Genomic DNA, 25025 nt, shown 5'->3' with positions numbered 1-25025 from the left:
AAAGAAAATCCAATGCTATTTCAATGGATGGGTAGATCATTTTGACCTTTGACGCAAACAACATCAGTTTCGTAATGGTTTAAGAAAGGGGTGAGAGATTTGGTAGATGTACTTTCGCAGAATGAGATCGATGCGTTGTTGGCGGCGCTCTCGTCAGGAGAAATGGATGCGGAAGAGCTCAAAAAAGAGGATACCCAGAAAAAGGTCCGTGCGTATGATTTCAAACGCGCCACTCGTTTTTCGAAAGATCATATCCGCAGCTTAACCCGCATACACGAAAACTTTGCTAGATTTTTGACCACATATTTCTCTGCTCAGCTCCGAACGTTCGTTCAGATTAGCGTCGTTCAAGTAGAACAGCTACCCTATGACGAATTTATTCGCTCCATCCCTAAGATGACGATTTTGAACATTTTCGAAGCAGAACCGCTTGAAGGTCGAATGGTTCTAGAGGTACATCCCAACGTAGCGTTTGCCATGTTGGATAGGCTATTAGGCGGCGGCGGCAGCGCTCCGAGCAAAATCGGCAGCTTAACGGAGATCGAAACGATCATCATGGAGAAAATCTTCAGCAGGGCGCTGGAGAGCTTGCAAGAAGCTTGGAAGACGATTTTGGATGTACAACCGCGCCTTGAAGCTTTAGAGACGAATCCGCAGTTTATGCAAATCGTATCCCCGAACGAGACGATCGCGCTTATATCTCTCAGTACGAAAATCGGAGAGACGACCGGGATGATCAATCTATGTATTCCTCACGTCGTTATCGAACCGATCATGCCGAGATTGTCCGTGCATCACTGGTTCGTGTCCCAGAAGAAGACGAGGGCGCCTGAAGAACAGTTGATGCTTGAACAGCGGGTTAACAAGGCCAAATTGCCGATTATCGCAGAGCTAGGCCATTCCAGAATTTCCGTACAGGAATTTCTGAACCTGAACATCGGGGATGTCATTGCCTTACATAAACCTACGGCCGAAGGCCTGGAAGTGAAGGTTGGGGATAAGGTGAAATTTATTGCCAGCCCAGGCACCGTGCGAGATAAGATGGCGATTCAGATTCAAGAGATCGTCAGCGAAGGAGTAGATGAAATCCATGACGAGTAAAGACTATTTATCGCAAGAAGAGATTGACGCGTTATTGAATCAATCCTCTGGCGGAGAAGAAGAGTCGCCAGGGACTTCATCCGGCGGCGTACCCGCCATTAGCGACTATCTGACGCCGCTAGAACAGGATGCGCTTGGAGAAATCGGCAATATCACATTCGGAAGCGCGGCGACGGCATTATCGACACTGCTCGGTAAAAAAGTAGATATCACTACTCCTACCGTTTCGGCGATTGCCAGAGATCAGTTTGAATCCGAATTTCCAAAACCTCATGTCGCGGTACACGTGAGCTACGTGGAAGGCTTCGAAGGGATTAACTCACTCGTCATTAAATCCCATGACGCGCAAGTCATTGCGGATTTGATGCTTGGCGGCGAAGGGAACGTTACTTCGGAAGAGCTGAATGAAATTCATGTCAGCGCCGTTCAAGAAGCGATGAATCAAATGATGGGTTCGTCCGCTACATCCATGTCTACGATATTTAACCGTATGGTAAATATTTCTCCTCCGGGCATCGATATTATGGACGTGCGCAACAATTCGGGCATTAGCAACATTCCTCAAGAGAGCGTGTTCGTCAAAATCTCGTTCCGGCTCAAAATCGGAGATTTGATCGATTCGTCGATCATGCAGCTGATAGCCGTACCTTTCGCTAAAGAACTTGTTCGTTCCTTAATGGGAGGCGCTTCCGAAGAGCCTGCTCCACAGCAAGCCGCGCAACCGGCACCGCAGTCTGCGCCACCAGCGGCTGCTTATGCGGCACCGACGCCGCCGCCAGCGCAACCGGCACCGCCAGTACATCATGCTCCGCCAACTTATGCGCGCCTGTACCTAGCCATCCTCAGACTTTAGGAGGGGGAGTGAATCGAAACGTGAACGTTAATCCGGTTCAATTTGCCAATTTCCAAGGTGCAGCGTATTCGCAAGGGGACGAAACAAATCTGAATTTGTTGCTGGATATTCCTCTGAAGGTAACGGTTGAGCTTGGGCGTACTCAGAAACAAATTAAAGATATTCTAGAGCTGTCCCAAGGCTCGATTATCGAACTGGACAAGTTAGCCGGCGAGCCTGTAGACATCTTAGTGAATAACAAATTGATCGCCAAAGGCGAGGTCGTCGTAATCGACGAAAATTTCGGTGTACGCGTCACCGATATCGTCAGTCAATGGGACCGCGTCCAAAAAATCCAATAAGCATATCGGGAGGAAATAGAAAATGGCAAATCGCATTCTCATCGTAGACGACGCAGCATTCATGCGCATGATGATCCGGGATATTTTGACGAAAAATGGTTACGAGGTAGTTGGGGAAGCACAAGACGGTGCGCAAGCTATCGAGAAATATAAAGAGTTCAATCCTGATTTGATCACCATGGATATTACGATGCCTGAGATGGACGGCATCACGGCGTTAAAAGAAATTCGCAAGCTGGATTCGAACGCCAAAGTCATTATGTGTTCCGCAATGGGGCAACAAGCTATGGTTATCGACGCGATTCAAGCCGGAGCTAAAGATTTTATCGTGAAACCATTCCAAGCGGATCGCGTAATCGAAGCGATCAAGAAAACACTGGGTTAAACAAAGTCAGGAGCGTTGAAGATTCATGCGAAGTTACGGGCTCGTTGAAGAGATTCCACTGTCGGGATCGACAGCGTCGGCGTGGGATTTAATCTGGGTATTATTCGTCCTCGGCATTATTATCGGTTTAATCGTTCTGGTTCTGCGGTTTTTCGCCAAACGCAATCGCGGGTGGGGAATGAATCGATCGCTTCGTTCTCTTGGCGGATTTCCGCTCGGAACGAACAAGTCGATGCAAATCGTGGAATGGAATGGCCGAATATACGTACTTGGCGTTGGGGACGAAGTAACGCTGTTGGAGTCCATCACGGAGCCCGAAGTCGTTGCCGCTCTGCTGGCTGAACATGATTCCAACATGGCCAATACCGGTCCTGCTCTACCTGAATGGCTTCGCAAATGGACTCAACGCAACAATCCGCATAACGATGTTCAATCCTCCAAGGAAACGGGAAACCAAACGAGCTTCGAGCATACGTTGGAAAACCGGCTGCGCCAGCTCTCCGAAAGAAGGCAGAGGGTGGAGCAATTGCTGGAGGATAGTCGTTCCGGGGATCGGACAGATAAGCGATGAGAAAAAAAATACTTTACAGCTTTGTTGCGTTGCAGACTCTCTTGATCGGATTTCAGGCATCTGCCTTCGCCGATCCCATAATCGGAGTTACTCTCGGCGATGGGTCTGAGCCGGTAGGGGCTTCGGCATTATCTATGCTCCTTCTCATTACCGTGCTCAGTCTGGCACCCGCGATACTTGTATTGATGACAAGCTTTACAAGAATCGTTATCGTGCTAGGCTTTGTCCGGACTTCGCTTGGTACGCAGCAGATGCCTCCGAATCAGGTGTTGATCGGATTGGCCTTATTCATGACGTTATTCATTATGGCTCCTACGTTCTCCCAAGTTAACGAAACGGCTCTTAAGCCCTATCTAGCCGGGGAGATCAGTCAAACTGATGCTCTGCAAAAAGCGAGCGTACCGATGAAGGAGTTCATGTATAAACATACGCGTGAAAAGGATTTGCTCTTGTTCATGAACTATACGAAAACCGAGAAACCGGAAACCTATCAAGACATTCCGATTACCGTCCTTGTACCTGCTTATGCCATCAGCGAGTTAAAGACGGCATTTCAGATGGGGTTTATGATTTTCATTCCGTTTCTCATTATTGATATGGTTGTGGCCAGCACGTTGATGGCCATGGGGATGATGATGCTTCCGCCTGTTATGATTTCGCTTCCGTTCAAGATATTGCTCTTTGTGCTTGTCGACGGTTGGTATCTAGTCGTTAAGTCTCTGTTGACCAGCTTCAATACTTGAATTAAGCGTAATTGCAAGGTAGGAGGGTTATCATGTCTACAGAGTTTATTATCGGTTTAGCGGGACAAGCTTTGTATACCGTTCTTAAAGTAAGCGCGCCAATGCTCGGAATCGGACTGATCGTCGGATTACTCGTCAGTATCTTTCAAGCGACCACGCAAATCCAGGAGCAGACGCTTGCTTTCGTACCCAAAATCATCGCTGTTTTCTTGGCCATCCTGCTTTTCGGTCCGTGGATCCTGAATGTCATGGTCGATTTCACGAGTCAATTGCTAGGAAATTTGGCGAACTACATTGGGTGACGGCGAATGGAACTAATTATGCAGGCGTTTCCTGCTTTTCTGCTTGTTTTATGTCGAATAACATCGTTTTTTGTAGTGGCACCTATTTTCTCTTCGCGTACGTTTCCAACGGTCATCAAAATTGGTCTTGCGTTTTTCGTCTCGTTGATTGTCTTTTTAACGGTCGGCTTCGATACGAAAATTACTGCCGATGCTACTTATATTCTTGCGATCGTACGGGAAGTTTTTGCGGGGCTGCTCATAGGTTATGTGGCTTACATGTTCTTCACGATCGTACAAACCGCCGGTTCATTCATGGATATGCAAATGGGGTTTGGGATTGCGAATATCGTTGATCCCATTACGGGCGTAACGGCGCCTATACTCGGAAATTTCAAGTATATGTTAATGATTCTCGTTTTTTTGTCCATAAACGGTCACCATTATTTGTTGGCGGCGATTATGGATAGTTACAAGTGGTTGCCTCTCGATAACAATCTGTTTCAAGTATATTACGGAGGAAACGTCACGGAGTTTCTAACCAGAACTTTCGCGGACACGTTCTTGTTAGCGCTGCAAATATCGGCCCCGATCGTCGTAGCGATGTTTTTGACGGATTTCGGGTTGGCGCTTCTCGCAAGAACCGCTCCTCAGTACAACGTGTTCGTTATCGGCATACCGATTAAAATTCTAGTGGGTTTGGGATTGCTCGTCCTGCTTCTTCCCGGGTTTGGCGTATTGTTTCAAGTGATATTCGATCATATGTTCCAAGCGCTCGAGAAACTGTTTACCATCATAAAGTCATCCTCTTAATCTTAGAAATCCAGAAGAGGAGGTGGTGTCATGCCCCGTAATCGCCTAAGGATGGACCTGCAATTGTTTTCAGGCGAGAAAACGGAAAAGGCGACACCCAAAAAGCGTTCGGAAAGCCGGAACAAAGGCCAAGTGGCAAAAAGCCCGGAAATTCCAAGCTCGCTGATTTTACTCGCAAGTATTTGTTGCTTACTCATGCTTGGTCCATTTTTGCAGAAAGAAATACTGAGTTTGTTCGGCGACACTTTGCTGCATCGATTGAACATGGAAGTAACGGATCAGAACGTACTGGGTCTGTTCTCCCAGTACGCCATTCAAATTCTAATCGTATTATCGCCTATTTTCATCATTGCCGTTGTCGTAGCCTTTGCGAGTTATTACGTGCAAATCGGTTGGTTATTCACTTTTGAACCACTAAAACCAAAACTGGATAAGCTAAATCCGATTAACGGTGCCAAAAACATTTTCGGTATGCGTACGATCGTTGAATTTCTCAAAAGCTCTTTGAAGCTAATCGCTGTCGGATTGATCGTTTTCATGCTTTTATGGTCCGAAAGAGACCGATTGATGGATCTGGCGCATTTGCCCGTACAAGATATTTTCGCGTTTGTAACCAGCTTGACGATGCAGATGGGGATTTATGTTGCTGCATTATTGCTTATTTTAGCCATTGGCGATTTTATGTATCAACGTTACGAGTTCGAGAAAAATATGAGAATGAGTAAGCAAGATATTAAAGACGAATACAAGAACATAGAAGGCGATCCTTTAATCAAAGGGAAGATCAAGGAGCGCCAACGCAGGATGGCTCTGATGCGGATGATGCAAGAAGTGCCGAACGCGGATGTCATTATTACGAATCCGACGCACTTCGCCGTTGCATTGAAATATGATGCTTCAAAGATGGATGCGCCAACGGTTATCGCCAAAGGGCAAGACTACTTAGCTCTTCGTATCCGGGAAATCGCCAAACAAAATGAGGTCATAACAATGGAAAACAAGCCGCTCGCCCGCGCGCTATACGAGAGGACTGAAGTGGGACAAAGCGTTCCCGGCGACCTCTTCCAAGCGGTAGCGGAAGTGCTGGCATACGTATATCGGCTCAAAGGCCGTAGGTAATATAGTGAGATTGGTCGGCTTATGAAGGGTGCAGAAGAAAAGGAATTGTCACGGAGAGTTTACGTCCGCCTTTAAAATCAAGTTGCAACGGCAAAAGTCATTTCAATAGCAACTTGATTTTAACAGCGGCACAGGGACAATCCTTTTCTGTCGCACGCGTTTTCATAAGAGAACGCTTCGAATGGGAGGAACGCGTCATGAAAATACGGGACTTAAGCATACTCATTGGCGTCATCGGCATTGTCCTGATGATGGTCGTTCCAATTCCCAAAGGGCTATTGGACATTTTGCTCATCATCAACATTTCCGTAGCCATCATGATATTGCTCATTGCAATGAACACCCAAGATGCGCTACATTTTTCGATTTTCCCGACTTTATTGCTCATTACAACGGTATTCCGCTTAGCGTTGAACGTATCGACGACGAGACTGGTTCTTTCCGAGGCCGATGCGGGACATGTCGTCGAGACCTTCGGAAAATTCGTTGCAGGCGGTCAGATGGCGATTGGATTCGTTGTATTCCTTATCCTGGTCGTCGTCCAATTTATCGTTATTACTAAGGGTTCCGAGCGCGTCGCCGAAGTAGGGGCAAGGTTTACTCTCGACGCGATGCCCGGTAAACAAATGAGCATCGACGCCGATTTGAACGCAGGATTGATCAACGAACAGCAAGCGCGCGAACGCCGCGAGAAAATCGAGAAGGAAGCCGATTTCTACGGAGCGATGGACGGTGCGAGTAAATTCGTAAAAGGGGACGCTATCGCGTCGATCATCATCGTTCTTATCAACTTGATCGCAGGTTTTATTATCGGTATGGCTATTCATGGCATGGACGTCATGACTTCTCTAGAGACATACTCCATCTTGACGATCGGTGACGGTCTCGTCAGCCAAATTCCTGCGCTACTAATTAGTACGGCTGCCGGTATTATCGTCACGAGAGCGGCGTCCGAAGGAAATATGGCCGACGACGTGAGCAAACAATTGCTCCGTTATCCGAAATTGCTATACATCGTAGCGGGTACGGTAGCACTGCTTGGGATCGCAACGCCGATACCTCTGCTTAGCACCATTCCGTATGCGATCATTCTCGCCGTCGCCGGTTATCGATTGCAGTCTAATCTAGACCGTAAACAGCAAGAAGAAGAGCTTCTTGTCGAAGAGAAACAAATCGAGGAAGTCCGAAGCCCGGAGAGCGTCATCAGCCTATTGCAGGTAGACCCGATCGAATTCGAGTTCGGATACGGCTTAATTCCGCTGGCCGATACGCAACAGGGCGGGGATTTGCTCGACAGGATCATCATGATTCGACGGCAATGCGCGCTTGAAATGGGATTAATCGTGCCCGTTATCCGAATTCGCGACAATATTCAACTAAAACCGAACGAATATGTCATCAAGATGAAAGGAAATACGGTAGCTCGTGGCGAATTATTAATTCATCATTATCTTGCCATGAGTCCGGGCTTCGATGATGATTCCGTCACGGGAATCGAGACGCAGGAACCCGCGTTCGGACTTCCGGCGCTTTGGATCGACGAAGCTACGAAAGAACGTGCGGAGATGGCCGGTTATACCGTCGTCGATCCTCCTTCCGTCGTAGCGACTCATTTAACGGAAGTCATTAAGAAGTACGCGCACGAGCTTATCGGCCGCCAAGAAACGAAAGCATTGGTGGAAAGCGTCAAAGAAACGTATCCGGCTCTGGTCGACGAACTGATCCCATCCATCCTTGGCGTGGGGGACGTGCAGAAAGTATTGTCAAAGCTTCTAAAAGAAAAGATCTCCATCCGGGATTTGGTTACGATCTTCGAAACGTTGGCGGATTACGGCAAGTATACGAAGGACCCGGAAGTGTTAACGGAATACGTACGGCAAAGCTTGTCCAGACAAATTACGCAACAGTACGCTACTTCTTCCGAACCTCTTAAGGTGATTACGGTTAGCCCGGCCGTCGAGAAGAAGATCGCGGATGCGGTGCAACAATCCGATCAAGGCAGCTATTTGGCTATGGATCCCGCATCTTCCCAAGTGATCTATCAACGCTTGACGGAGCAAGTCAACCGCCTGGTTCAATCGGGACAACAACCGATTATTTTAACCTCACCGACGATTCGTATGTATTTGCGCCAGTTGCTAGAAAGAAGTTTGCAAGATATTCCGGTTATCTCATACAGTGAATTGGAGCCAAGCATTGAAGTGCAAAGCGTTGGGGTGGTGAGTGCATGAAGGTAAAAAGATATATCGTCGACGATGTGCCCGAAGCCGTTCAAATGATTCGAAGCGAGCTAGGCTCGGATGCCGTCATTCTCAATACGAAAGAAATCCGCGTAGGCGGATTTCTTGGCATGTTCCGCAAGAAGCGTATGGAAGTCATCGCCGCGATCGATGAAGCGGCCAAGAAACCGCCCGCGCGCTCGCCGTTGCCATCGAGATCGCCATTGCCTGATCGTCTGCCCGACAGAAAGCCTTATGTCCCTCCTGCGGAAGAGCAAGCGACGTCTTCGCCCGTGTTGCCCTCGAACACGATCAGGGAACGCTATTCCCAGCCTCCGTTTGCGGATAGCGGAAGAGCGCCGTTACCGTCGCCTATCGGACTAGCCGACATTCAGACGGATTCCGGACAAGCCGGTCCGACGAAGATGAGTGCCTTCGGTTCGAGTTTAGAACTGGCTAAATCGGCTCAAGAACGCAGCGCTCCTCTTCCCGAGATTCGGCCGGAACCGGCATTTACCGATAACAAGCCGGAACAACCGCGGACGAGCGTGCAAGCGTCGACGCTAGCCGATGATGTGCTAACCGCGCAAACAAGAGGAAATAAGCAAGAAGTTGAAGAAACGTCCGCTTTGTTGCAGGAACTGCGTTCCATGAAAGAATTAATGACGAAGATGGCCAAACAGCAAACCTACCGCAGCATGCCGGAATCCGTTATGAAGTGGAGCAAGCGGTTAGCCGAACAAGGAGTAGAACCCGCTTACGTAGAACAATTCGCCGAAGCGGTCAGCCATAGGCTGGCGGATCTCGGAGAAGAGAGCGTAGAAGCTTCCTATCAAGCAGCTCGAGCCGAGCTTCTCTCTTGGCTGCATAACGCGAAGGACGTCGGCATCGATGCGGAAACCCGAATTATCCATTTCGTCGGCCCGACGGGAGTCGGTAAGACAACGACGATCGCCAAGCTGGCTGCGGAGCAATCTTTCAACCACAGAAGATCGGTAGGTTTCATCACAGCGGATACCTACAGGATTGCCGCAGTAGACCAATTAAGAACTTACGCGGATATCTTAAACATACCGCTTGAAGTCGTGTTCTCTCCGGGCGAGTTAACGCGAGCTTACAAAAAAATGAGCGATCAAGACTTGATCTTCATGGACACCGCGGGCCGTAACTATAGGAACGAGCTGTTCGTGTCGGAAGTAAACAGCCTTCTGGCGCCAGGCGAGCAAACGCAAACGATTCTCGTCCTGAGCTTAACCCACAAATACAGCGATATGAAGACGGTTGCATCCCAATTCGTGAAATACGGAGTTAACCAACTGTTGCTGACCAAATTCGACGAGACGGATTCCTACGGATCGGTAATCAATTTGGTGAGAGAGTTCGACTTTCGGATTTCCTATATTACTTTCGGACAAACGGTACCCGACGACATTAAAGCTTTCGAGCCGGAGGATTTAGTAAAACGAATATTGGGGGATCCGACCGATGATTGATCAAGCGCAGGCACTCCGGCATTTGGTTCATTCAAAGGACATTCGATCCGCTCGCACGACGCGGGTCGTCACCGTAACAAGCGGCAAAGGCGGCGTAGGGAAATCGAATTTCAGCCTCAACTTTGCGATGGCGTTGCAGAATCGGGGGTATAGCGTACTCATTTTCGATGCGGACGTTAGTTTCGCGAATATCGATGTCCTTTTAGGTACGCCTGCCCAGTATAATCTCATTCATCTTCTTAAGGGCGAGAAGTCCATTTGGGAAATCATCCAAATCGGGCCGAGCGGATTGCAGTTCATCGCCGGCGGCTCGGGATTTCAAGATCTAGTAAGGCTTAGCGAGCAAGAGCTCGAGTACTTCTCGGAACAAATCGGCAAGCTGCACGGACATGTGGATTTCATCTTATTCGATACCGGAGCCGGTTTATCGAAAGAAACAGTTAGATTCATAACGGCGGCGGAGGAGACGATCGTCGTCACGACTCCGGAGCCGACCTCCATTACGGATGCCTACGCCTTGATTAAAATGCTTAAGACGATGGGGCACGATATCGCTTTCCGGTTAGTCGTTAATCGGGTTACCGATGATCGGGAAGGCAATCAGACGGCGGATAACATTCGCCAAGTGGCTAGTAAATATTTGGGGTTGGAAATACCGGTTCTCGGATTCATTCCGGATGACGCAAACGTCACCAAGGCGGTCAAACGCCAGACCCCTTTATCTATAGCGTTTCCGGATAGTCAAGCCATTAAAGGAATCGATCGAATCACTTCTCGGTTTCTGCTGGAAGAACGAGAACAGAGTAGCGCGCGAGGGGTATCAGGATTTCTGCAAAAAATGAAAAAACTATGGAGTTAGTCAAGGTTGCTAAGGAACTAGAAGCAGTGACGCGTTTACAGCCAGATTAACAGGGGAGGATCGCATATGACGGAATTCAAAGTTCTCATTGTTGATGATTCTCCATTCATGCGCAAAGTGTTCAGCGATGTCATCGATGCTGATGCTGCCTTCAAAGTATTGGCGACAGCTTCGAATGGTAAAGAGGCTGTTGACTTGGCGCTTGAACTCAAGCCGGACATTATTACGATGGATTTGGAAATGCCTCATATGAATGGAATCGAGGCGCTGAAACGAATCATGGCCGTACAGCCCATGCCGGTTATCATGCTCTCAGCAGTAACGGATAACGGGACAAGGGATACGATACGAGCTCTCCAATACGGCGCAATCGATTTTATCCGCAAGCCGGATGGAGCCGTGAAGCTCGATATTCATCAAGTAGGCGAACAATTGCTTGAGAAGCTTCATGTCGCGTTGGAGACGATGAGCAGAGGCGCGTTAAAAATGCTGCCGGCGGTAAAGGAGATGGGCGAGCTATTCCCGAGCCTGTAAAAACCGAAACGCCGGCACCCGTTCCGATCGTAGAAAATACGAAGAAACCGAAACCGAGCGTATCGGCATTGTCGGTCCCCGACAAAACGAACGAAGAGAGCGTGAAACCTCTCGAACTACCTCCAAGGAAGAAAAACACGGAACCCCCGGTCAACTTCGGAAGGGTGCCCGATAAGCCGCGGATCACTGGTACCTTTGGCGCTAACGCGGCAAAACCGAAAGCAACGGAGCGCGCGGCAGGCAAGGAAAGCTTGCAATTGCCAAGCCGCAAGCCCGCGGCGGGCATAGAGCATAGACCTCTACCCGCCAAGAAGCCATCTGGTCTTGCGCCAAAGCCAAAGTTAGAGAATACCTCAGCTTTAGAGGAGTCCAATAACGCGAATGCAGGGCCTAAGACGTCTACGGTATTCACGCATCTGGTTGCAATCGGTACGTCTACGGGAGGCCCGCGTGCTTTGCACGAAGTTCTGACCGGCATTCCGGCGGATTTTCCAGCTCCCATACTCGTTGTCCAGCACATGCCTCCTAAATTCACGCATTCGCTGGCGCAACGTTTGGATAATTTTTGCAGCATCCATGTCCGAGAAGCTGTCGACGATGAACTCGTTGAGACTGCTACTGCTTATATCGCTCCCGGGGGTCGGCATATGTCGCTCTCGAAAGACGCGACAGGCAAGTACAGAATCAAGCTATCGGATGAAGCGCCGAAGGGAGGGCACAAGCCGTCAGTTGATGTGATGTTCGAATCGTTGATCGGACATCAGCAATTGAAAAGGCATATCGTGCTCATGACCGGAATGGGCAGCGACGGCGCGAAAGGAATGAAGGCTCTTCAAGCGGATGGGGCTCAGACAACGATAGCGGAAGCGGAGCAGACGTGCGTCGTTTACGGAATGCCGCGTTGCGCTATCGAGCTTGGCGCCGCTTCCCACCAATTGCCGCTTCAAGAAATTGCTTCGGTTCTCGTGCAGGAAGTGAAATCCCGCAAACCTTAATCATGTACCCGTAAGCTCAGCCAACAAGGAGGTGTCCGGCCAGTGGAAATGAATCAATACTTATCCATGTTTATCGATGAGTCCAACGATCACCTGCAAGCGCTGAACGAAAATATGCTTCGGCTGGAGCAGCAACCGGAGGATATCAGCATCGTTCAGGTTATCTTCCGCTCTGCGCACACGTTAAAGGGAATGTCCGCGACGATGGGCTTCGAAGATCTTGCCGCCCTGACGCACGAAATGGAAAACGTTCTGGACCTTGTACGCAACAGCAAGCTCAGCATGAACGGACATATATTCGATACGTTGTTCAAATGTTTGGACGCGCTCGAAGGTATGGTTCAAGATATCATCAACGGCGGTACGGGAAAAAGTGATGTGGAAGAGCTTGTTCAACGTCTGAAGGGGATAGTCAAAGGCGATGTCGGCGGCGGTGGCGGAACGTCCAAACCTGCGTCGTCGGCAGCAGCCGTACCACCTTCGTTCGTATTGGACCAATTCCAACTATCCGTCCTTGCCCAGTCATTGGAGAGCGGCCATAAGGCCTATTACATCGAAGTGAAAGTGCGAGAAGACTGCTTGCTCAAAGCTGCTCGCGCTTATATGGTGTTCGACGTACTTGAGCGCAACGGAGAAGTGGTTAAATCCTATCCTTCTGTCCAAGAGATCGAGCAGGAGCAGTTCGATCGCGGCTTCTCGGTCTATTACATCTCTCAAGTCGATGCAAATGAACTCAAAGACCAAATTTCACGGGTTTCGGAGATCGAATCGGTTGTTCTGAACGCGGTGGATAAGGATTCGCTAGCCGAGATGGAGCAAAGTAAAGGCGCCGTCGAGCAAAGCGAAAAAGCGAGCCTGGAAACGGCGGCATCGGCTGCTCCGGCAAGCAATGCACCGGCCGCAACTCCTAGCCCCAGCGCCGAGAACGCTCCTCGCCCGGCCGCGGCCCAATCGACGGGAAGCGCCGCGCCGCGCACGATTCGCGTCGATATCGACCGGCTTGATTCGTTAATGAATCTATTTAGCGAGTTGCTGATAGATCGGGTTCGATTGGAGCAGCTTGCGTCCGAAGTTCGGCGTAACGACTTGACGGAAACGGTCGAGCATATGGCGCGCGTAAGCGCGGATTTACAGAATATCGTATTGAAGCTGCGGATGGTTCCGGTGGAGAGCGTATTTAATCGGTTTCCGCGGATGGTCCGGGATTTGGCTAAATCGCTGGATAAGAAAGTAGATTTAGTGATTACCGGAGCCGAGACGGAATTAGACCGTACGGTCATCGACGAAATCGGCGATCCGCTGGTACACCTTATCCGTAATGCGGTCGATCACGGCGTAGAGCCTATCGCAGAGCGGGTCAAAATAGGTAAACCGGAAGTAGGAACGGTACATCTTCGCGCCTACCATAGCGGTAATCACGTCTTCATCGAAATCGAAGAAGACGGCAAAGGAATCAATCGTCCTAAAGTATTGGAGACGGCAATCAAACGGGGCGTCGTTACTGCCGAAGAGGCGAAAAATCTCAGCGACGAAGAGGTAAACATGCTGATCTTCGCCGCGGGCTTCAGCACCGCCGACAAAGTATCGGACATTTCCGGCAGGGGTGTCGGTCTTGACGTCGTTAAATCTAAAATCTCCTCGCTCGGAGGACATGTCACCGTCCATTCGACTCTGGGAGCCGGAACGAAGTTTTCGATACAACTGCCGCTCACGCTTTCCATCATAGCGGCGATGTTGATCAAGCTCGGATCCGAAAAATACGCATTCCCTCTGTCCTCTATTGTTGAGACCGGTTCGGTCAAAAGGTCCGATATCCGAACGCTTCACGGCAACCGAATGATCGATTATCGCCAATCGATCATTCCGGTCGTATCGCTGGCGGCTTTGGTTGATTCGCCCGACTATCGGGACGAAGAAGAAACGGAAACCGAAATGCTGATCGTACGCAAAGGGGACAAGCTGGCCGCGATTCTCGTAGACGAATTCATAGGACAAAGCGAGATCGTCTTGAAGCCATTGGGCAAATATTTAGCCGGCAATCTCGGCGTCGTCTCCGGGGCGACTATACTAGGCGATGGCCAAGTTGCATTGATCGTTGATCCTAACGCACTTATTAAGTAAAATACCGGACTCTAAGGGAGGATTATATCCATGGCAGAGGAATTGAAAGTCATTGTCTTCACGCTTGCGCAAGAAGAGTACGGGATTGAAGTAGATAAAGTTCGCACGATCGAGCGTATGGTACCGATTACGCGCGTTCCGAAAACGCCGGAATTCGTAAAGGGAGTTATAAACCTGCGGGGAATCGTTATTCCGGTTATCGACCTGCGCGGACGTTTCGGTCTTGCGGAGACGGATTACACGGAAAATTCAAGAATTATTATCGTCGCGGCGAACGATCTTGAGGTCGGTTTTATCGTCGATTCCGCTAACGACGTCATGGACGTCATGAGCGATACGATCGAGAACCCGCCGGAAGTATTGGGCGGAGTTAAAGCCAAATATATTAGCGGAGTTGCCAAAATCGGGGACAGCCGCCTGCTGATCTTGCTGAATTTGGTAGAAGTGCTCAACCGCAACGAAATCATCCAATTAGAACAATTCGGAGAGTAGAACCGTGAATCTGTTTAGGAATGACGCGGATTTTAAGCTGGACGTGCTAAGAGAAGTCGGCAATATCGGTGCTGGCAACGCGGCTACCGCACTATCGACGCTATTGAATAAAACGGTAGATATGGCAGTACCTACGGTGAACTTGTTGCCATTCGAAGCGATCTCGGAACGTGTTGGAGGCTCCGAAGCCGTCGTTGTCGCCATCTTCCTGCGGGTGGAGGGCGACGCGCCCGGCAACATGTTCTTCATTATCAATAGAGAGCCCGCCCGTCGGATTCTTCAAGGCCTGTTAGGATTTAACGCGGCGGAGAATGACGATTACAGCGAATTGGAATTGTCGGCGTTAAACGAGATCGGAAATATATTAGCCGGCTCGTATTTATCGTCTCTTGCGGATTTTACCGGACTTCGGATGTCTCCGACCGTTCCCTCTTTAGCGGTCGATATGGCAGGTGCGATTCTGAGCTACGGTCTACTACAATTCGGCACGATGGGCGATGATGCTTTGCTTATCGATACGACGTTTCTCGAAGGTCATCAAGAAGCGGAAGGCCATTTCTTCCTCATTCCGGATCCCGAATCGTTCGAGAAACTGTTTCGTGCGTTGGGAGTGCCATTCTAAATGATCGAAGGCACCCTTATCAAAGTTGGGATGGCAGATTTGAACATCGCTGATGGAGGCGCGGTGCTCAAAACGACAGGCTTGGGATCGTGCGTAGGATTAACGCTCTACGATCCGCATCTACGGCTGGGAGGCATGGCGCATATTATGCTGCCCTCCTCCGATATTGCCCGGGAAGGCCAACTGAATATCGCTAAATACGCGGATACGGCTGTGCCGGAGCTATTGCTGCGAATGAAGAGCAAGGGTGCCGTAATCGGTCGATTGGTCGCGAAAATGGCGGGCGGAGCGCAAATGTTCGCCTTCATGGGAGGGACGGACACGATGCGCATCGGTCCCCGCAACGTGGAAGCTACGAAGCTCGCATTAGAGCAATTCGCGATTCCTCTACTCTCCGAAGATACCGGTGGCAATTACGGCCGGACCGTAGAACTTGATAGCCATACCGGAATATTCAGTATTCGCAGCGTGCAGTTCGGAGTAAAGGAGATTTGAGATGATAGGTTCTTGGCGCTTAAATGTCGGGTTCGGCGCATTCGGCGCATTGTTGACCTTTTTGTTTTCTCTATCGAACAATCCGATAGGAACGACATGCTTACGCAGTCTTTATGCCTTTCTGGTATTCGCAATACTGGCATTCGTGGTTAGAGTCGTGCTAGGACAATTGTTGCATCCGGCGAAGAAACCCCAAGCTCCCGAAGATTTGCCTTCGGATAATGAACGCGGCGCAATGCTTGACGTGACGACTCCGGATGAAGGCGATTCTTTGTCGGAGATGATGAAGGAGCAATGGGCTGACGGCAAAGGGGAACCGATTAAAGGCTTCCAGCCATTACAGCCTACACGGTTGGTATCCCTCGATAATCCCAATCCGGAGGAAGTGGTTCAGGCGTTGCGTCGCCTGACGGACGAATAAGGATGGTGAAGCTTGAATGGTCGATCAAACACGTTCCCGGTTATCCCATCACGATTTATGGCAGCGATGGAAAGAGGAAGAGGATCCGGACGCGAGAAAGCTTCTGATCGAGCACTATTTGCCGCTCGTGGATTATGTATCCAGTCGAATGGCGGTCGGCTTACCCAAAAACGTGACAAAAGACGACTTGGCAAGCAATGGGGCCATGGGCTTGATCGATGCGATCGAGAAGTTCGATTATCGGCGGGGGCTCCAGTTCGAGACCTATGCCTCTTGGCGAATCCGCGGGGCTATAATCGACGGACTTAGGCAAGGCGACTGGGTTCCCCGTTCGGTACGTGATAAAGCGAAAAAAATGGAGGACGCTTATGCCGTTCTAGAACAGAGATACTTGCGTTCTGCTTCGGACGACGAAATTTGCGCCTATTTGAATATTAGCGAAAAAGAATTTCAGCAAATGCTTCAGGAAGTCGCGGTTGCCGCCGTGTTCTCGCTTGAAGATCCTATACGGGAAGAAGAATCAGAGACTAGGCTTTCCCTCTTGGTGGACGATAAAGCGGTCAGTCCGGAATCCAAGGTACACGAAACTTACCTTAAGGATTCTCTGAAATACGGAATCGAGAAGCTTACGGAGAAAGAACGCACCGTTGTTTCCCTATTCTATTATGAAGACCTCTCATTAAGCGAAATCGCGGAAGTCATGTGTTTGTCTCCTTCTAGAATTTCGCAGCTTCACTCCAAAGCGATTTTAAGGCTTCGCGGAGCGTTAGCTAAACAAAAGGAACAGCTGCTTCAAAACGGATAATAGGAGGCGCTAATAATGTCTGACAATGGAACATTGCCATTGGCGGAATGTCTGCAGGTTACGATTTCTGAAGATAAGATGCAAGCGTACTTGGTCTTTAAACGTGTTGAAGGCGATCTTAAGGTTACTTCCCGTGAACTGGAACAATATTTGCAATCGCAAGGAATCAAATTCGGCATACAAACCGACTTATTGTATTTGATTTCGCAAAAGCCGCAAGAGTTTTATTTCACGCAAAATATCGTAGCCGTCGGAACCCCTCCGCAACCGGGCGTTGATGGCTTCGTTAAAGTTCTGTACGGAGAAACGGAAGAGGAAGAACGTCGTCCGGTGGAAAGAGAAGACGGCAGCGTGGACTACAAACAGGTGACGCAGCTGGCGAACGTGAAAGCGGGCCAATTGATCGCCGAGCGTATACCCGCGACGCCCGGGATACCGGGCAAATCCGTGACCGGCGATGAGATCGCGCCCAAAGACGGCAAGGATGCCCATTTCAAGATCGGCAAAAACGTCGTTGTCAATCCGGAGAAAATCGGCATGTACGCGGCGATTGACGGTCTTGTCACGAAGACGGACCGCGATAAGTTAAACGTATTTCCCGTGTACGAGGTAAACGGGGATGTAGATTATAATATCGGGAATATCGATTTCGTCGGGACCGTTGTCATTAGGGGCAATATTTTGACCGGATTCCGGGTTAAAGCTTCCGGCGATATCCGCGTGACCGGCGGGATCGAAGGAGCGGAAGTCGAATCCGATGGCTCCATCGAGATTACGGGCGGAGTTATCGGAAGCAATAAAGGGTACGTAAAAGCGGGACGCAATATCCGATGTTCCTTCGTTCAGGAAGGGAACGTGATCGCCGGCGAGGATATCACCGTCACTCAAAGCATTATGCATTCCAACGTTCGCGCGGGAAAATCCGTCCGCTGCTTAGGCGCGAAGGGCTTGATCGTAGGCGGGATCGTCCAGGCCGGAGATCGCGTTACCGCTAGAATGATCGGCAATACGATGTCTACGGCAACGGTCGTCGAAGTCGGAGTTCGTCCGGAGCTGCGTCAAGAACTGAATGATCTAAGAACGGTTATGAGGCAACATGCGGATAGCATGGACAAATCGGAGAAAGCACTTACATTGCTAGACCAGTTGGCGGCAGCCGGCCAGCTTACTCCTGATAAGCTGGCTCTTCGCGTAAAGCTGACGGCAACGAAACGCCAGACGCAAGAGGAACTGCAATCGGCCAAAGAGCGGGTGCTTGAGATCGAGAAAACGCTGGAGGACGCTACGACGGCTCGGGTGGATGCGGTGCACACTTTATGGGGCGGCACGAAAATCGTCATCGGCAGGTACACCCGTTTCGTTAAAGATGCCTCTCAAAGGGTAACTTTCCGCTTTATCGACGGAGACATCGTAATGGTTCCCTTCTACTAAGACCGGAAAAGAACGATCTATTAACTTTACCTGAGGTGATAAGCCATGAGTTTCAAGTCCATTGATTTGCAAGTTTCTCTTCCTCGTACGGTGGAGATGGCTCCGTTGCAACAGCAACAACAACAGAGATCGGCCACGGAGCAAGCCCTGCTCGGTCAACAGGCCGTCAAAGCAGCCGAACAGCAAGCCAAGCGAAGTCCGAAGACGGAATCGACATCGAATGGAACGATCTCAGACCGGCAGCCTCGCAACCGAAATCAACAGCAATCATCATCTAACAGCCAAGCTCATGAAGAATCCGCAGGAGAAATGAAATCCTCCGAGCACCCTTACAAGGGGAAGCATATTGATTTCATGGGCTGATGTTTCAAGCAAGAGAGGGGTTAAAGGGTGAGTCCTTGGTTAAGCATAGTGTTGCTTGGCGTAGCGATTACCGGGTATGCGTGGATGATGCCCAAATCGAATGGCAAAGGAAAAGAGACGGAATTCGTCAGCGAAGCCGCCTATAATCAGCTCCTGGAGGATCTGGAAGCCGAAAATCGCGAATTGGTCGATGCGGTTGCCAAGTTCAAGAGAGAGCAGGACGAGACCGTCGACAGATTGGGACGCCGGATCGTCGATATGGAGCAACAGTTGAAGAAGTGGTCGGACCAAGCTTCTCCTATTACGGCGACGCCGGACTATAAATCTCCGATAGCAGCTCCCCCGTCTTTCCCCACCAATGAAATGGATGTACCCTCGACTTATAACGAGTTATTAGCGCCATCTTCGTATCCTGCTGCGGATAGTCCAACGTATGTTGCAGTGCCTATCGTTGAGGATACCGCGATCGAAATTCCGCCGCCGACGATCCGCGGCAGATATCCGGAGTTGCTTGAGATGCATGACAAAGGAAGATCGGTTGAGCAAATCGCCAAAGCTATGGGGATGAACAAGGGCGAGGTGCAATTGATCTTGCAGCTCGTGCGTCGGGAGGAAGAGCAGCATGCGTAAATATCGAAGCTGGTTATTGGGGTTTGGCATCGGCATCATCTTAGGAGCTTCCATGTTGCAATTGATCCTGCTCGCGCAGAAACAAGCCGTCATGGTAGCGGAGCCTTTAACCCGCGAGGAATTAAACGCGGAAGCCAAAAAAGCGGGTCTCGTGCTGCTGACGACGGAACAATTGGAAACCAAAATTAATGAAGCGGTTGCTTCCGTACAAAAGGACTCCGGTCAAGAGACCGACGACATCAACTCCGGAATGAATGACACGGAATCCGCGCTAACTCCTCCAGGTGCGAATGAAGAAGGGCAACCATCGGCTACTCCGACGGACGGCGCTGAATCCGAGCAACCGGAAGCAAGCGCTTCGGAACCGGCAAATACGGAGGAGTTCACTTTATACATTCGTTACGGCATGTCGCTGACGGAAGTCGCCAATGCGCTGTTTGAACAAGGGATCATCGAGGATACGAAAGATTTCATTAATGAGGCTAGGCCGATCGCGAAAAAAATGAACGTAGGGAACGCCGTTTTTATCGGTAAGCCGACCGTCAAGGAAATCATGAGCGAGCTAACTCGGAAAAAATAAACGTAGATTTACGCGCGGTGCATAAAAAACGAGCGTTAATGCGTTTCTGCCATTGCGCGACGGTTATCGATATGGTATATTATTTTTCGGTGTAAAAAACACACGCCTTTTAATTTCGTCAACGGTGCTTATCTCGTAATTACGAGGAAGTTTTGACGAAAAAAGCGAAGGGCGGCGGAGATTCACCAAAAACCACTAGGAGGTGCAGGAAGATGGCAGTCATTTCCATGAAACAACTGCTTGAAGCAGGGGTACACTTCGGACACCAAACACGTCGTTGGAATCCGAAAATGGATAAGTACATCTTTACTGAACGTAACGGCATTTACATTATCGATTTGCAAAAAACGGTTAAAAAAGTTGACGAGGCATACAATTTCGTGCGTCAACTCGGAGAGAACGGCGGAACGATGCTGTTCGTAGGAACGAAGAAACAAGCTCAAGATTCCGTTAAGGAAGAAGCTGAGCGCAGCGGTCAATACTACATCAACCAACGTTGGTTGGGCGGTACGCTGACTAACTTCTCCACGATCCAAAAACGTACGGACCGTTTGCACCAATTGGACAAATGGGAACAAGACGGCACTTTCGAAGTGCTGCCTAAAAAAGAAGTTATCATTCTCCGCAAAGAGAAAGAGCGCCTCGAGAAGTTCCTCGGCGGCATTAAAAATATGCGTAAATTGCCTGATGCTTTGTTCATCATCGATCCTCGCAAAGAGCGTATCGCTGTTGCCGAAGCGCGTAAATTGGGCATTCCTATCGTAGGTATCGTTGATACGAACTGCGATCCGGACGAAATCGATTATGTTATCCCGGGTAACGATGATGCAATCCGCGCCGTTAAGCTCTTGACGGCTAAGATGGCTGACGCAATCGTAGAAGCGCGCCAAGGTGAAGAAACAACCGCCTAATCGCCATTGCGTTCATAAGGACAATCAAAGGGTGGTCAGAAGAGAACCTTCTCACCGCCCTTTTTTTCAAAAAAATCAACCGCACCTCATCTATCGGCTTCATCCGAATGAGGGCCTAAACTTAGGAGGAGTCTACATGGCAGTAAATGCAGCAGACGTTAAAACTCTCCGCGAAAGAACCGGAGCAGGCATGTTGGATTGTAAAAAAGCGTTGGAGGAAGCAAACGGCGATTTGACGAGAGCTGCCGAGCTTCTTCGCGAGAAAGGGCTTTCCGCAGCAGCTAAGAAAGGCGATCGCGTTGCAACCGAAGGTATCGTAGAATCCTACATCCATGCAGGCGGACGTATCGGCGTTCTTGTCGAAGTTAACTGCGAAACGGATTTCGTAGGTAAAACGGATCAATTCCGCGCGTTCGTTAAAGATATCGCTATGCAAATCGCGGCGGCTAACCCTAAATTCTTGAGCCGCGAAGAGGTTTCCCAAGAAGAGCTGGATAAAGAGAAAGAAATTCTCCGTAACCAAGCCCTTAACGAAGGCAAACCGGAAAAAATCGTCGATAAAATGGTTGAAGGCCGAATGAACAAATACTATGAGGAAAACTGCCTCATGGAGCAAGTGTTCGTTAAAGACCAAGACAAAACGATCACGACTCTTCTGAACGAGAAAATCGCCGCGATCGGCGAAAAAATCTCCATCCGCAGATTCGCTCGTTACGAGCTGGGCGAAGGCTTGGAGAAAAAAGTGGATAACTTCGTAGAAGAAGTTATGGCACAAGTTAAACAATAAGCTAAGAGCAATACCCTTATGGGAACACGGTGTGTTCCCTCTTTTTTAACCATCAGACAGGCTGGAGGTACAAAACGTTGGAACGTCCCGTTTATAAACGTGTGGTATTAAAGGTGAGCGGCGAGTCCTTATCCGGATCGAACGGTTACGGCATCGACGCGACGACCATCTTGTCGATTGCGGAGCAGATTAAAGAAGTAACCGCGCTTGGAGTAGAAGTCGCCATCGTATGCGGCGGCGGAAACATATGGCGCGGAATCGCGGGCAGCCAGAAGGGCATCGACCGCGCGACGGCGGATTACATGGGTATGCTGGCTACGGTAATGAACTCGTTGGCGCTGCAAGATGCGTTAGAGCAAATGGACGTGCCGAGCCGGGTTCAGACTTCGATCGCCATGCAGCAAATCGCTGAACCTTATATTCGCAGACGCGCTATCCGGCATCTCGAGAAGGGTCGCGTCGTCATCTTCGCGGCAGGAACGGGCAATCCGTTCTTCTCCACGGATACGACAGCAGCGCTTAGGGCTGCCGAGATCGAAGCGGAAGTCATCTTGATGGCCAAGAACAAAGTGGATGGCGTCTACAGCGCGGATCCGTTCAAAGATTCGACGGCGGAGAAATACGAGCAATTGACTTATATGGACGTACTTAACAAAAACTTAGGCGTTATGGATTCAACCGCATCTTCGCTCTGCATGGATAACAATATCCCGCTTCTCGTATTCGCGATTACCGAGAAAGGGAATATTAAGCGAGCCGTATTGGGCGAAAAGATCGGTACCATTGTAAAGGGGAGTATCGACTAATGCCGCAGGCCATTAAGAAAGACGCGGAAGAGCGTATGGAGAAAGCGTTAGGCGCGTTGAAACGCGACCTAATGACTTTGAGAGCGGGTAGGGCTTCGGCCGCTATGTTAGATCGGGTTCAAGCGGATTATTACGGCACGCCGACGCCGGTTAATCAGATGGGTTCCATCAACACGCCCGATTCCCGTACGATCATTATTACGCCATGGGATAAAACGGCTTTGTCCGCCATCGAGAAGGCGATCCAGAAGTCGGATCTCGGGCTTACGCCGGCCAATGACGGATCGATCATTCGTCTGAACATTCCGCCGCTGACCGAAGAGCGTCGCGCGGACTTGGCCAAATCGACGAAGAAGTTCGGCGAAGAAGCTAAAGTCGCCATTCGCAACATCCGTCGCGATGCGAACGACGATATCAAGAAAAAAGAAAAAGGCGAAATTTCGGAAGACGAATCCCGTCGTCATCAAGACGACGTACAGAAAATCACCGACCGTTATGTCGCCGAAGTGGACAAAATCTTGGTTGCTAAAGAAAAAGAGATTATGGAAGTTTGATTCGAACTCGCAAGGCCCCTCCGAAAGGTGGGGTTTATTCTCTTTTGGCTAGTTAACGGAGTCTTGTCGTCCGCTATTGGGGGGAAGAACCATGGGTTTGTTCAGTAAATGGCTGCGGAAGTTTCGGGTCGGCGTCTTCACGGAGAACGATATGCAGCAATTGCAGGTGAAGACGGAAGAAGTCCCGGTTCAAGAAAATATTCCGGAACATATCGCGATCATCATGGATGGAAACGGCCGATGGGCCAAAGCTAGAGGACTCCCGCGCATTGCCGGACATCATAATGGAATGAAGGCCGTGAAAAGGATCACGAAAGCCGCCGATCGCATCGGCGTCAAAGTGCTGACTTTATACGCCTTCTCGACGGAAAATTGGAAACGTCCCAAGGCTGAAGTGGAGTTCTTGATGAAACTGCCGCAGGAGTTTCTTTCGCTCGAATTAGGCGAGCTCATAGAAAACAACGTGCAAGTTAGAATGATGGGGAATCGGGACTTGCTCCCGGATCATACGATCACGGCAATCGAGGAAGCGGTTCGTCAGACGCAGGGCAATACCGGACTCATTCTCAATTTCGCATTGAATTACGGAAGCAGGCTCGAAATGCTGGACGCCGCCAAGGAACTGGCGCGTCAGGCTGCGGCAGGGCGGTTGGATCCGGAATCGATCGACGAAGCGGATTTCGAGAAGCTGCTGCTGTCGAACGGACTTCCGGACCCGGATTTGCTGATCCGTACAAGCGGGGAGCTGCGCTTAAGCAACTTCATGTTATGGCAGCTCGCCTACAGCGAGTTCTGGTTCACCGACGTGTATTGGCCGGAATTCGGCGAACAACATTTATACGACGCCGTCCGCGAATATCAGCGGCGAGCGCGCCGTTACGGGGGGCTTTGACAGCATGGGTCAGCGAATTGTCACCGGAGTCGTAGCCGGTGCTGCGTTCATCGGACTCTTAGTGGCGGGAGGCTGGTATTATACGGGATTGCTCCTGCTGCTTGCGTTAATCGGTTATTGGGAATATGCACGGCTGAACGGTCAAAAGTGGACGCGGCTTGACGTGTTGATCGGCTTCGCCGCCGTCTTATTGATCGCGCTCCCGAAAATGCCTTTCGGTTGGGAGATGCCCTCCTTTACGACGATTACGTGGGTGCTGATGTTCGTATTATTATGCGGAACCGTATTCAGCAAAAACCGTATACAACTAGAGCATGTCAGCGTATTGTTTTTAGGGGCCGTCTACGTCGGTGCAGGCTTTCATTACATGGCTCTCACTAGAGATCTAGAGCACGGAATCTTCTGGTCGGCGCTCACGTTCGCATGCATTTGGGCTTCGGATGCCGGCGCTTATTTCGTAGGTAAAGCGATAGGTAAAACGAAGCTATGGCCGGCCATCAGTCCGAATAAGACGATCGAAGGCGCGCTTGGAGGACTAGTTATCGCGATAGGCGTTGGATTGATCTTCGCTTACAGTCAACCGGAGTGGGTAGGGGTTGGACAGGCGGCGCTGATCGGTTTGACGGCCGCGGTTGCCGGACAACTTGGCGACCTCGTACAATCGGCGTACAAACGTTTCAGGAACGTGAAGGATTCCGGACAATTATTGCCTGGACACGGAGGCGTATTGGATCGTACCGATAGCTGGTTGATCGTGTTTCCGTTAGTACATATGCTCGGCCTTTTAACGATGTAATTAAGTCGATAT

At 49.9% G+C, this 25025-nt stretch carries 28 protein-coding genes and 1 pseudogene; all 29 read left to right on the top strand.

The window, feature by feature from the left end; all coding sequences use genetic code 11:
* Positions 1-99 precede the first annotated feature (99 nt).
* The 29 genes and pseudogenes from fliM to FPL14_RS02165 all read left to right on the top strand — a co-directional run bounded on the left by fliM (position 100) and on the right by FPL14_RS02165 (position 25013).
* Positions 100-1101, top strand: a complete 1002-nt coding sequence (gene fliM / locus FPL14_RS02305; protein WP_182301519.1) for a flagellar motor switch protein FliM — start codon at positions 100-102, stop codon at positions 1099-1101.
* Positions 1091-2295 (top strand): annotated as a pseudogene (gene fliY, locus FPL14_RS02300) (flagellar motor switch phosphatase FliY). The gene fliM and the pseudogene fliY overlap by 11 nt, the downstream one beginning before the upstream one ends.
* 22 nt (positions 2296-2317) lie before the next feature.
* Entirely contained in the window at positions 2318-2680 is a 363-nt protein-coding gene (locus tag FPL14_RS02295) for a response regulator (protein ID WP_182301518.1), read from the top strand.
* A 25-nt stretch (positions 2681-2705) separates the two neighbouring features.
* Positions 2706-3251: a flagellar biosynthetic protein FliO gene (locus FPL14_RS02290; RefSeq protein WP_182301517.1), complete on the top strand. Its 546-nt coding sequence runs from the start codon at positions 2706-2708 to the stop codon at positions 3249-3251.
* Positions 3248-3994 carry a flagellar type III secretion system pore protein FliP gene (gene fliP / locus FPL14_RS02285; protein WP_182301516.1) on the top strand — a complete coding sequence of 249 codons (747 nt, stop codon included), beginning with the start codon at positions 3248-3250 and terminating at the stop codon, positions 3992-3994. The genes FPL14_RS02290 and fliP overlap by 4 nt, the downstream gene beginning before the upstream one ends.
* A gap of 32 nt (positions 3995-4026) precedes the next feature.
* Positions 4027-4296 carry a flagellar biosynthesis protein FliQ gene (gene fliQ, locus FPL14_RS02280; RefSeq protein WP_182301515.1) on the top strand — a complete coding sequence of 90 codons (270 nt, stop codon included), beginning with the start codon at positions 4027-4029 and terminating at the stop codon, positions 4294-4296.
* A 6-nt stretch (positions 4297-4302) separates the two neighbouring features.
* A complete protein-coding gene (gene fliR, locus FPL14_RS02275) occupies positions 4303-5088 on the top strand; it encodes a flagellar biosynthetic protein FliR (RefSeq protein WP_182301514.1) in 786 nt (261 codons plus the stop codon).
* 30 nt (positions 5089-5118) lie between these two features.
* A complete protein-coding gene (flhB, locus tag FPL14_RS02270) occupies positions 5119-6207 on the top strand; it encodes a flagellar biosynthesis protein FlhB (RefSeq protein WP_182301513.1) in 1089 nt (362 codons plus the stop codon).
* Between the two features lie 197 nt (positions 6208-6404).
* Entirely contained in the window at positions 6405-8438 is a 2034-nt protein-coding gene (flhA, locus tag FPL14_RS02265) for a flagellar biosynthesis protein FlhA (RefSeq protein ID WP_182301512.1), read from the top strand.
* The gene (gene flhF, locus FPL14_RS02260) at positions 8435-9919 is read left to right on the top strand and encodes a flagellar biosynthesis GTPase FlhF (protein ID WP_182301511.1); all 1485 of its coding nucleotides are present in this window, start codon (positions 8435-8437) and stop codon (positions 9917-9919) included. Before flhA ends, flhF begins: the two co-directional genes overlap by 4 nt.
* Positions 9912-10778, top strand: a complete 867-nt coding sequence (locus tag FPL14_RS02255) for a MinD/ParA family protein (RefSeq protein WP_182301510.1) — start codon at positions 9912-9914, stop codon at positions 10776-10778. The genes flhF and FPL14_RS02255 overlap by 8 nt, the downstream gene beginning before the upstream one ends.
* Positions 10779-10844: 66 nt before the next feature.
* A complete protein-coding gene (locus tag FPL14_RS02250) occupies positions 10845-11312 on the top strand; it encodes a response regulator (protein WP_182301509.1) in 468 nt (155 codons plus the stop codon).
* A 68-nt stretch (positions 11313-11380) separates the two neighbouring features.
* Positions 11381-12307: a CheB methylesterase domain-containing protein gene (locus FPL14_RS02245; protein WP_229263749.1), complete on the top strand. Its 927-nt coding sequence runs from the start codon at positions 11381-11383 to the stop codon at positions 12305-12307.
* 42 nt (positions 12308-12349) lie between these two features.
* Positions 12350-14428 (top strand): chemotaxis protein CheA, encoded by a 2079-nt coding sequence (locus FPL14_RS02240; protein WP_182301508.1) that lies wholly within the window; start codon positions 12350-12352, stop codon positions 14426-14428.
* A gap of 30 nt (positions 14429-14458) precedes the next feature.
* On the top strand, positions 14459-14920 hold the full coding sequence (locus FPL14_RS02235; protein ID WP_182301507.1) for a chemotaxis protein CheW: 462 nt from the start codon (positions 14459-14461) through the stop codon (positions 14918-14920).
* 4 nt (positions 14921-14924) lie between these two features.
* On the top strand, positions 14925-15542 hold the full coding sequence (locus FPL14_RS02230; RefSeq protein ID WP_182301506.1) for a chemotaxis protein CheC: 618 nt from the start codon (positions 14925-14927) through the stop codon (positions 15540-15542).
* Positions 15543-16037: a chemotaxis protein CheD gene (locus FPL14_RS02225; protein ID WP_182301505.1), complete on the top strand. Its 495-nt coding sequence runs from the start codon at positions 15543-15545 to the stop codon at positions 16035-16037.
* Position 16038: 1 nt separating this feature from the next.
* Positions 16039-16458 (top strand): hypothetical protein, encoded by a 420-nt coding sequence (locus FPL14_RS02220; RefSeq protein ID WP_182301504.1) that lies wholly within the window; start codon positions 16039-16041, stop codon positions 16456-16458.
* A 16-nt stretch (positions 16459-16474) separates the two neighbouring features.
* Entirely contained in the window at positions 16475-17263 is a 789-nt protein-coding gene (locus FPL14_RS02215) for a FliA/WhiG family RNA polymerase sigma factor (RefSeq protein WP_182301503.1), read from the top strand.
* A gap of 15 nt (positions 17264-17278) precedes the next feature.
* Complete coding sequence (locus FPL14_RS02210) at positions 17279-18694, top strand: flagellar assembly protein A (RefSeq protein ID WP_182301502.1); 1416 nt, start codon at positions 17279-17281, stop codon at positions 18692-18694.
* Positions 18695-18739: 45 nt separating this feature from the next.
* On the top strand, positions 18740-19057 hold the full coding sequence (locus FPL14_RS02205) for a hypothetical protein (RefSeq protein WP_182301501.1): 318 nt from the start codon (positions 18740-18742) through the stop codon (positions 19055-19057).
* 27 nt (positions 19058-19084) lie between these two features.
* The gene (locus FPL14_RS02200) at positions 19085-19687 is read left to right on the top strand and encodes a hypothetical protein (protein WP_182301500.1); all 603 of its coding nucleotides are present in this window, start codon (positions 19085-19087) and stop codon (positions 19685-19687) included.
* Positions 19680-20267, top strand: a complete 588-nt coding sequence (locus FPL14_RS02195) for a hypothetical protein (RefSeq protein ID WP_182301499.1) — start codon at positions 19680-19682, stop codon at positions 20265-20267. Before FPL14_RS02200 ends, FPL14_RS02195 begins: the two co-directional genes overlap by 8 nt.
* A gap of 212 nt (positions 20268-20479) precedes the next feature.
* Positions 20480-21178 carry a 30S ribosomal protein S2 gene (rpsB, locus tag FPL14_RS02190; RefSeq protein WP_182301498.1) on the top strand — a complete coding sequence of 233 codons (699 nt, stop codon included), beginning with the start codon at positions 20480-20482 and terminating at the stop codon, positions 21176-21178.
* A gap of 136 nt (positions 21179-21314) precedes the next feature.
* Positions 21315-21965, top strand: a complete 651-nt coding sequence (gene tsf, locus FPL14_RS02185; protein WP_182301497.1) for a translation elongation factor Ts — start codon at positions 21315-21317, stop codon at positions 21963-21965.
* Between the two features lie 77 nt (positions 21966-22042).
* Positions 22043-22771, top strand: a complete 729-nt coding sequence (pyrH, locus tag FPL14_RS02180; RefSeq protein WP_182301496.1) for a UMP kinase — start codon at positions 22043-22045, stop codon at positions 22769-22771.
* On the top strand, positions 22771-23325 hold the full coding sequence (frr, locus tag FPL14_RS02175) for a ribosome recycling factor (RefSeq protein ID WP_182301495.1): 555 nt from the start codon (positions 22771-22773) through the stop codon (positions 23323-23325). Before pyrH ends, frr begins: the two co-directional genes overlap by 1 nt.
* Before the next feature lie 151 nt (positions 23326-23476).
* On the top strand, positions 23477-24217 hold the full coding sequence (locus FPL14_RS02170) for an undecaprenyl pyrophosphate synthase (protein ID WP_182303813.1): 741 nt from the start codon (positions 23477-23479) through the stop codon (positions 24215-24217).
* 4 nt (positions 24218-24221) lie between these two features.
* Positions 24222-25013 carry a phosphatidate cytidylyltransferase gene (locus FPL14_RS02165; RefSeq protein WP_182301494.1) on the top strand — a complete coding sequence of 264 codons (792 nt, stop codon included), beginning with the start codon at positions 24222-24224 and terminating at the stop codon, positions 25011-25013.
* The last annotated feature ends 12 nt before the right edge of the window (positions 25014-25025 follow it).

Origin of the sequence: Cohnella cholangitidis (assembly GCF_014107495.1) — a bacterium.
Classification (GTDB): Bacteria; Bacillota; Bacilli; order Paenibacillales; family Paenibacillaceae; genus Cohnella; species Cohnella cholangitidis.
Note: the sequence above shows the minus strand (reverse complement) of the source record. Positions and strands in the feature narration are given on the sequence as shown.

Bases quoted from the DNA above. Each gene is read 5' to 3' on its own strand.
- FPL14_RS02295 (WP_182301518.1), top strand. From the start codon at position 2,318: ATGGCAAATCGCATTCTCATCGTAGACGACGCAGCATTCATGCGCATG.
- FPL14_RS02290 (WP_182301517.1), top strand. From the start codon at position 2,706: ATGCGAAGTTACGGGCTCGTTGAAGAGATTCCACTGTCGGGATCGACA.
- fliP (WP_182301516.1), top strand. From the start codon at position 3,248: ATGAGAAAAAAAATACTTTACAGCTTTGTTGCGTTGCAGACTCTCTTG.
- fliQ (WP_182301515.1), top strand. From the start codon at position 4,027: ATGTCTACAGAGTTTATTATCGGTTTAGCGGGACAAGCTTTGTATACC.
- fliR (WP_182301514.1), top strand. From the start codon at position 4,303: ATGGAACTAATTATGCAGGCGTTTCCTGCTTTTCTGCTTGTTTTATGT.
- flhB (WP_182301513.1), top strand. From the start codon at position 5,119: ATGCCCCGTAATCGCCTAAGGATGGACCTGCAATTGTTTTCAGGCGAG.
- flhA (WP_182301512.1), top strand. From the start codon at position 6,405: ATGAAAATACGGGACTTAAGCATACTCATTGGCGTCATCGGCATTGTC.
- flhF (WP_182301511.1), top strand. From the start codon at position 8,435: ATGAAGGTAAAAAGATATATCGTCGACGATGTGCCCGAAGCCGTTCAA.
- FPL14_RS02255 (WP_182301510.1), top strand. From the start codon at position 9,912: ATGATTGATCAAGCGCAGGCACTCCGGCATTTGGTTCATTCAAAGGAC.
- FPL14_RS02250 (WP_182301509.1), top strand. From the start codon at position 10,845: ATGACGGAATTCAAAGTTCTCATTGTTGATGATTCTCCATTCATGCGC.
- FPL14_RS02235 (WP_182301507.1), top strand. From the start codon at position 14,459: ATGGCAGAGGAATTGAAAGTCATTGTCTTCACGCTTGCGCAAGAAGAG.
- FPL14_RS02225 (WP_182301505.1), top strand. From the start codon at position 15,543: ATGATCGAAGGCACCCTTATCAAAGTTGGGATGGCAGATTTGAACATC.
- FPL14_RS02220 (WP_182301504.1), top strand. From the start codon at position 16,039: ATGATAGGTTCTTGGCGCTTAAATGTCGGGTTCGGCGCATTCGGCGCA.
- FPL14_RS02215 (WP_182301503.1), top strand. From the start codon at position 16,475: ATGGTCGATCAAACACGTTCCCGGTTATCCCATCACGATTTATGGCAG.
- FPL14_RS02210 (WP_182301502.1), top strand. From the start codon at position 17,279: ATGTCTGACAATGGAACATTGCCATTGGCGGAATGTCTGCAGGTTACG.
- FPL14_RS02205 (WP_182301501.1), top strand. From the start codon at position 18,740: ATGAGTTTCAAGTCCATTGATTTGCAAGTTTCTCTTCCTCGTACGGTG.
- FPL14_RS02195 (WP_182301499.1), top strand. From the start codon at position 19,680: ATGCGTAAATATCGAAGCTGGTTATTGGGGTTTGGCATCGGCATCATC.
- rpsB (WP_182301498.1), top strand. From the start codon at position 20,480: ATGGCAGTCATTTCCATGAAACAACTGCTTGAAGCAGGGGTACACTTC.
- tsf (WP_182301497.1), top strand. From the start codon at position 21,315: ATGGCAGTAAATGCAGCAGACGTTAAAACTCTCCGCGAAAGAACCGGA.
- frr (WP_182301495.1), top strand. From the start codon at position 22,771: ATGCCGCAGGCCATTAAGAAAGACGCGGAAGAGCGTATGGAGAAAGCG.
- FPL14_RS02170 (WP_182303813.1), top strand. From the start codon at position 23,477: ATGCAGCAATTGCAGGTGAAGACGGAAGAAGTCCCGGTTCAAGAAAAT.
- FPL14_RS02165 (WP_182301494.1), top strand. From the start codon at position 24,222: ATGGGTCAGCGAATTGTCACCGGAGTCGTAGCCGGTGCTGCGTTCATC.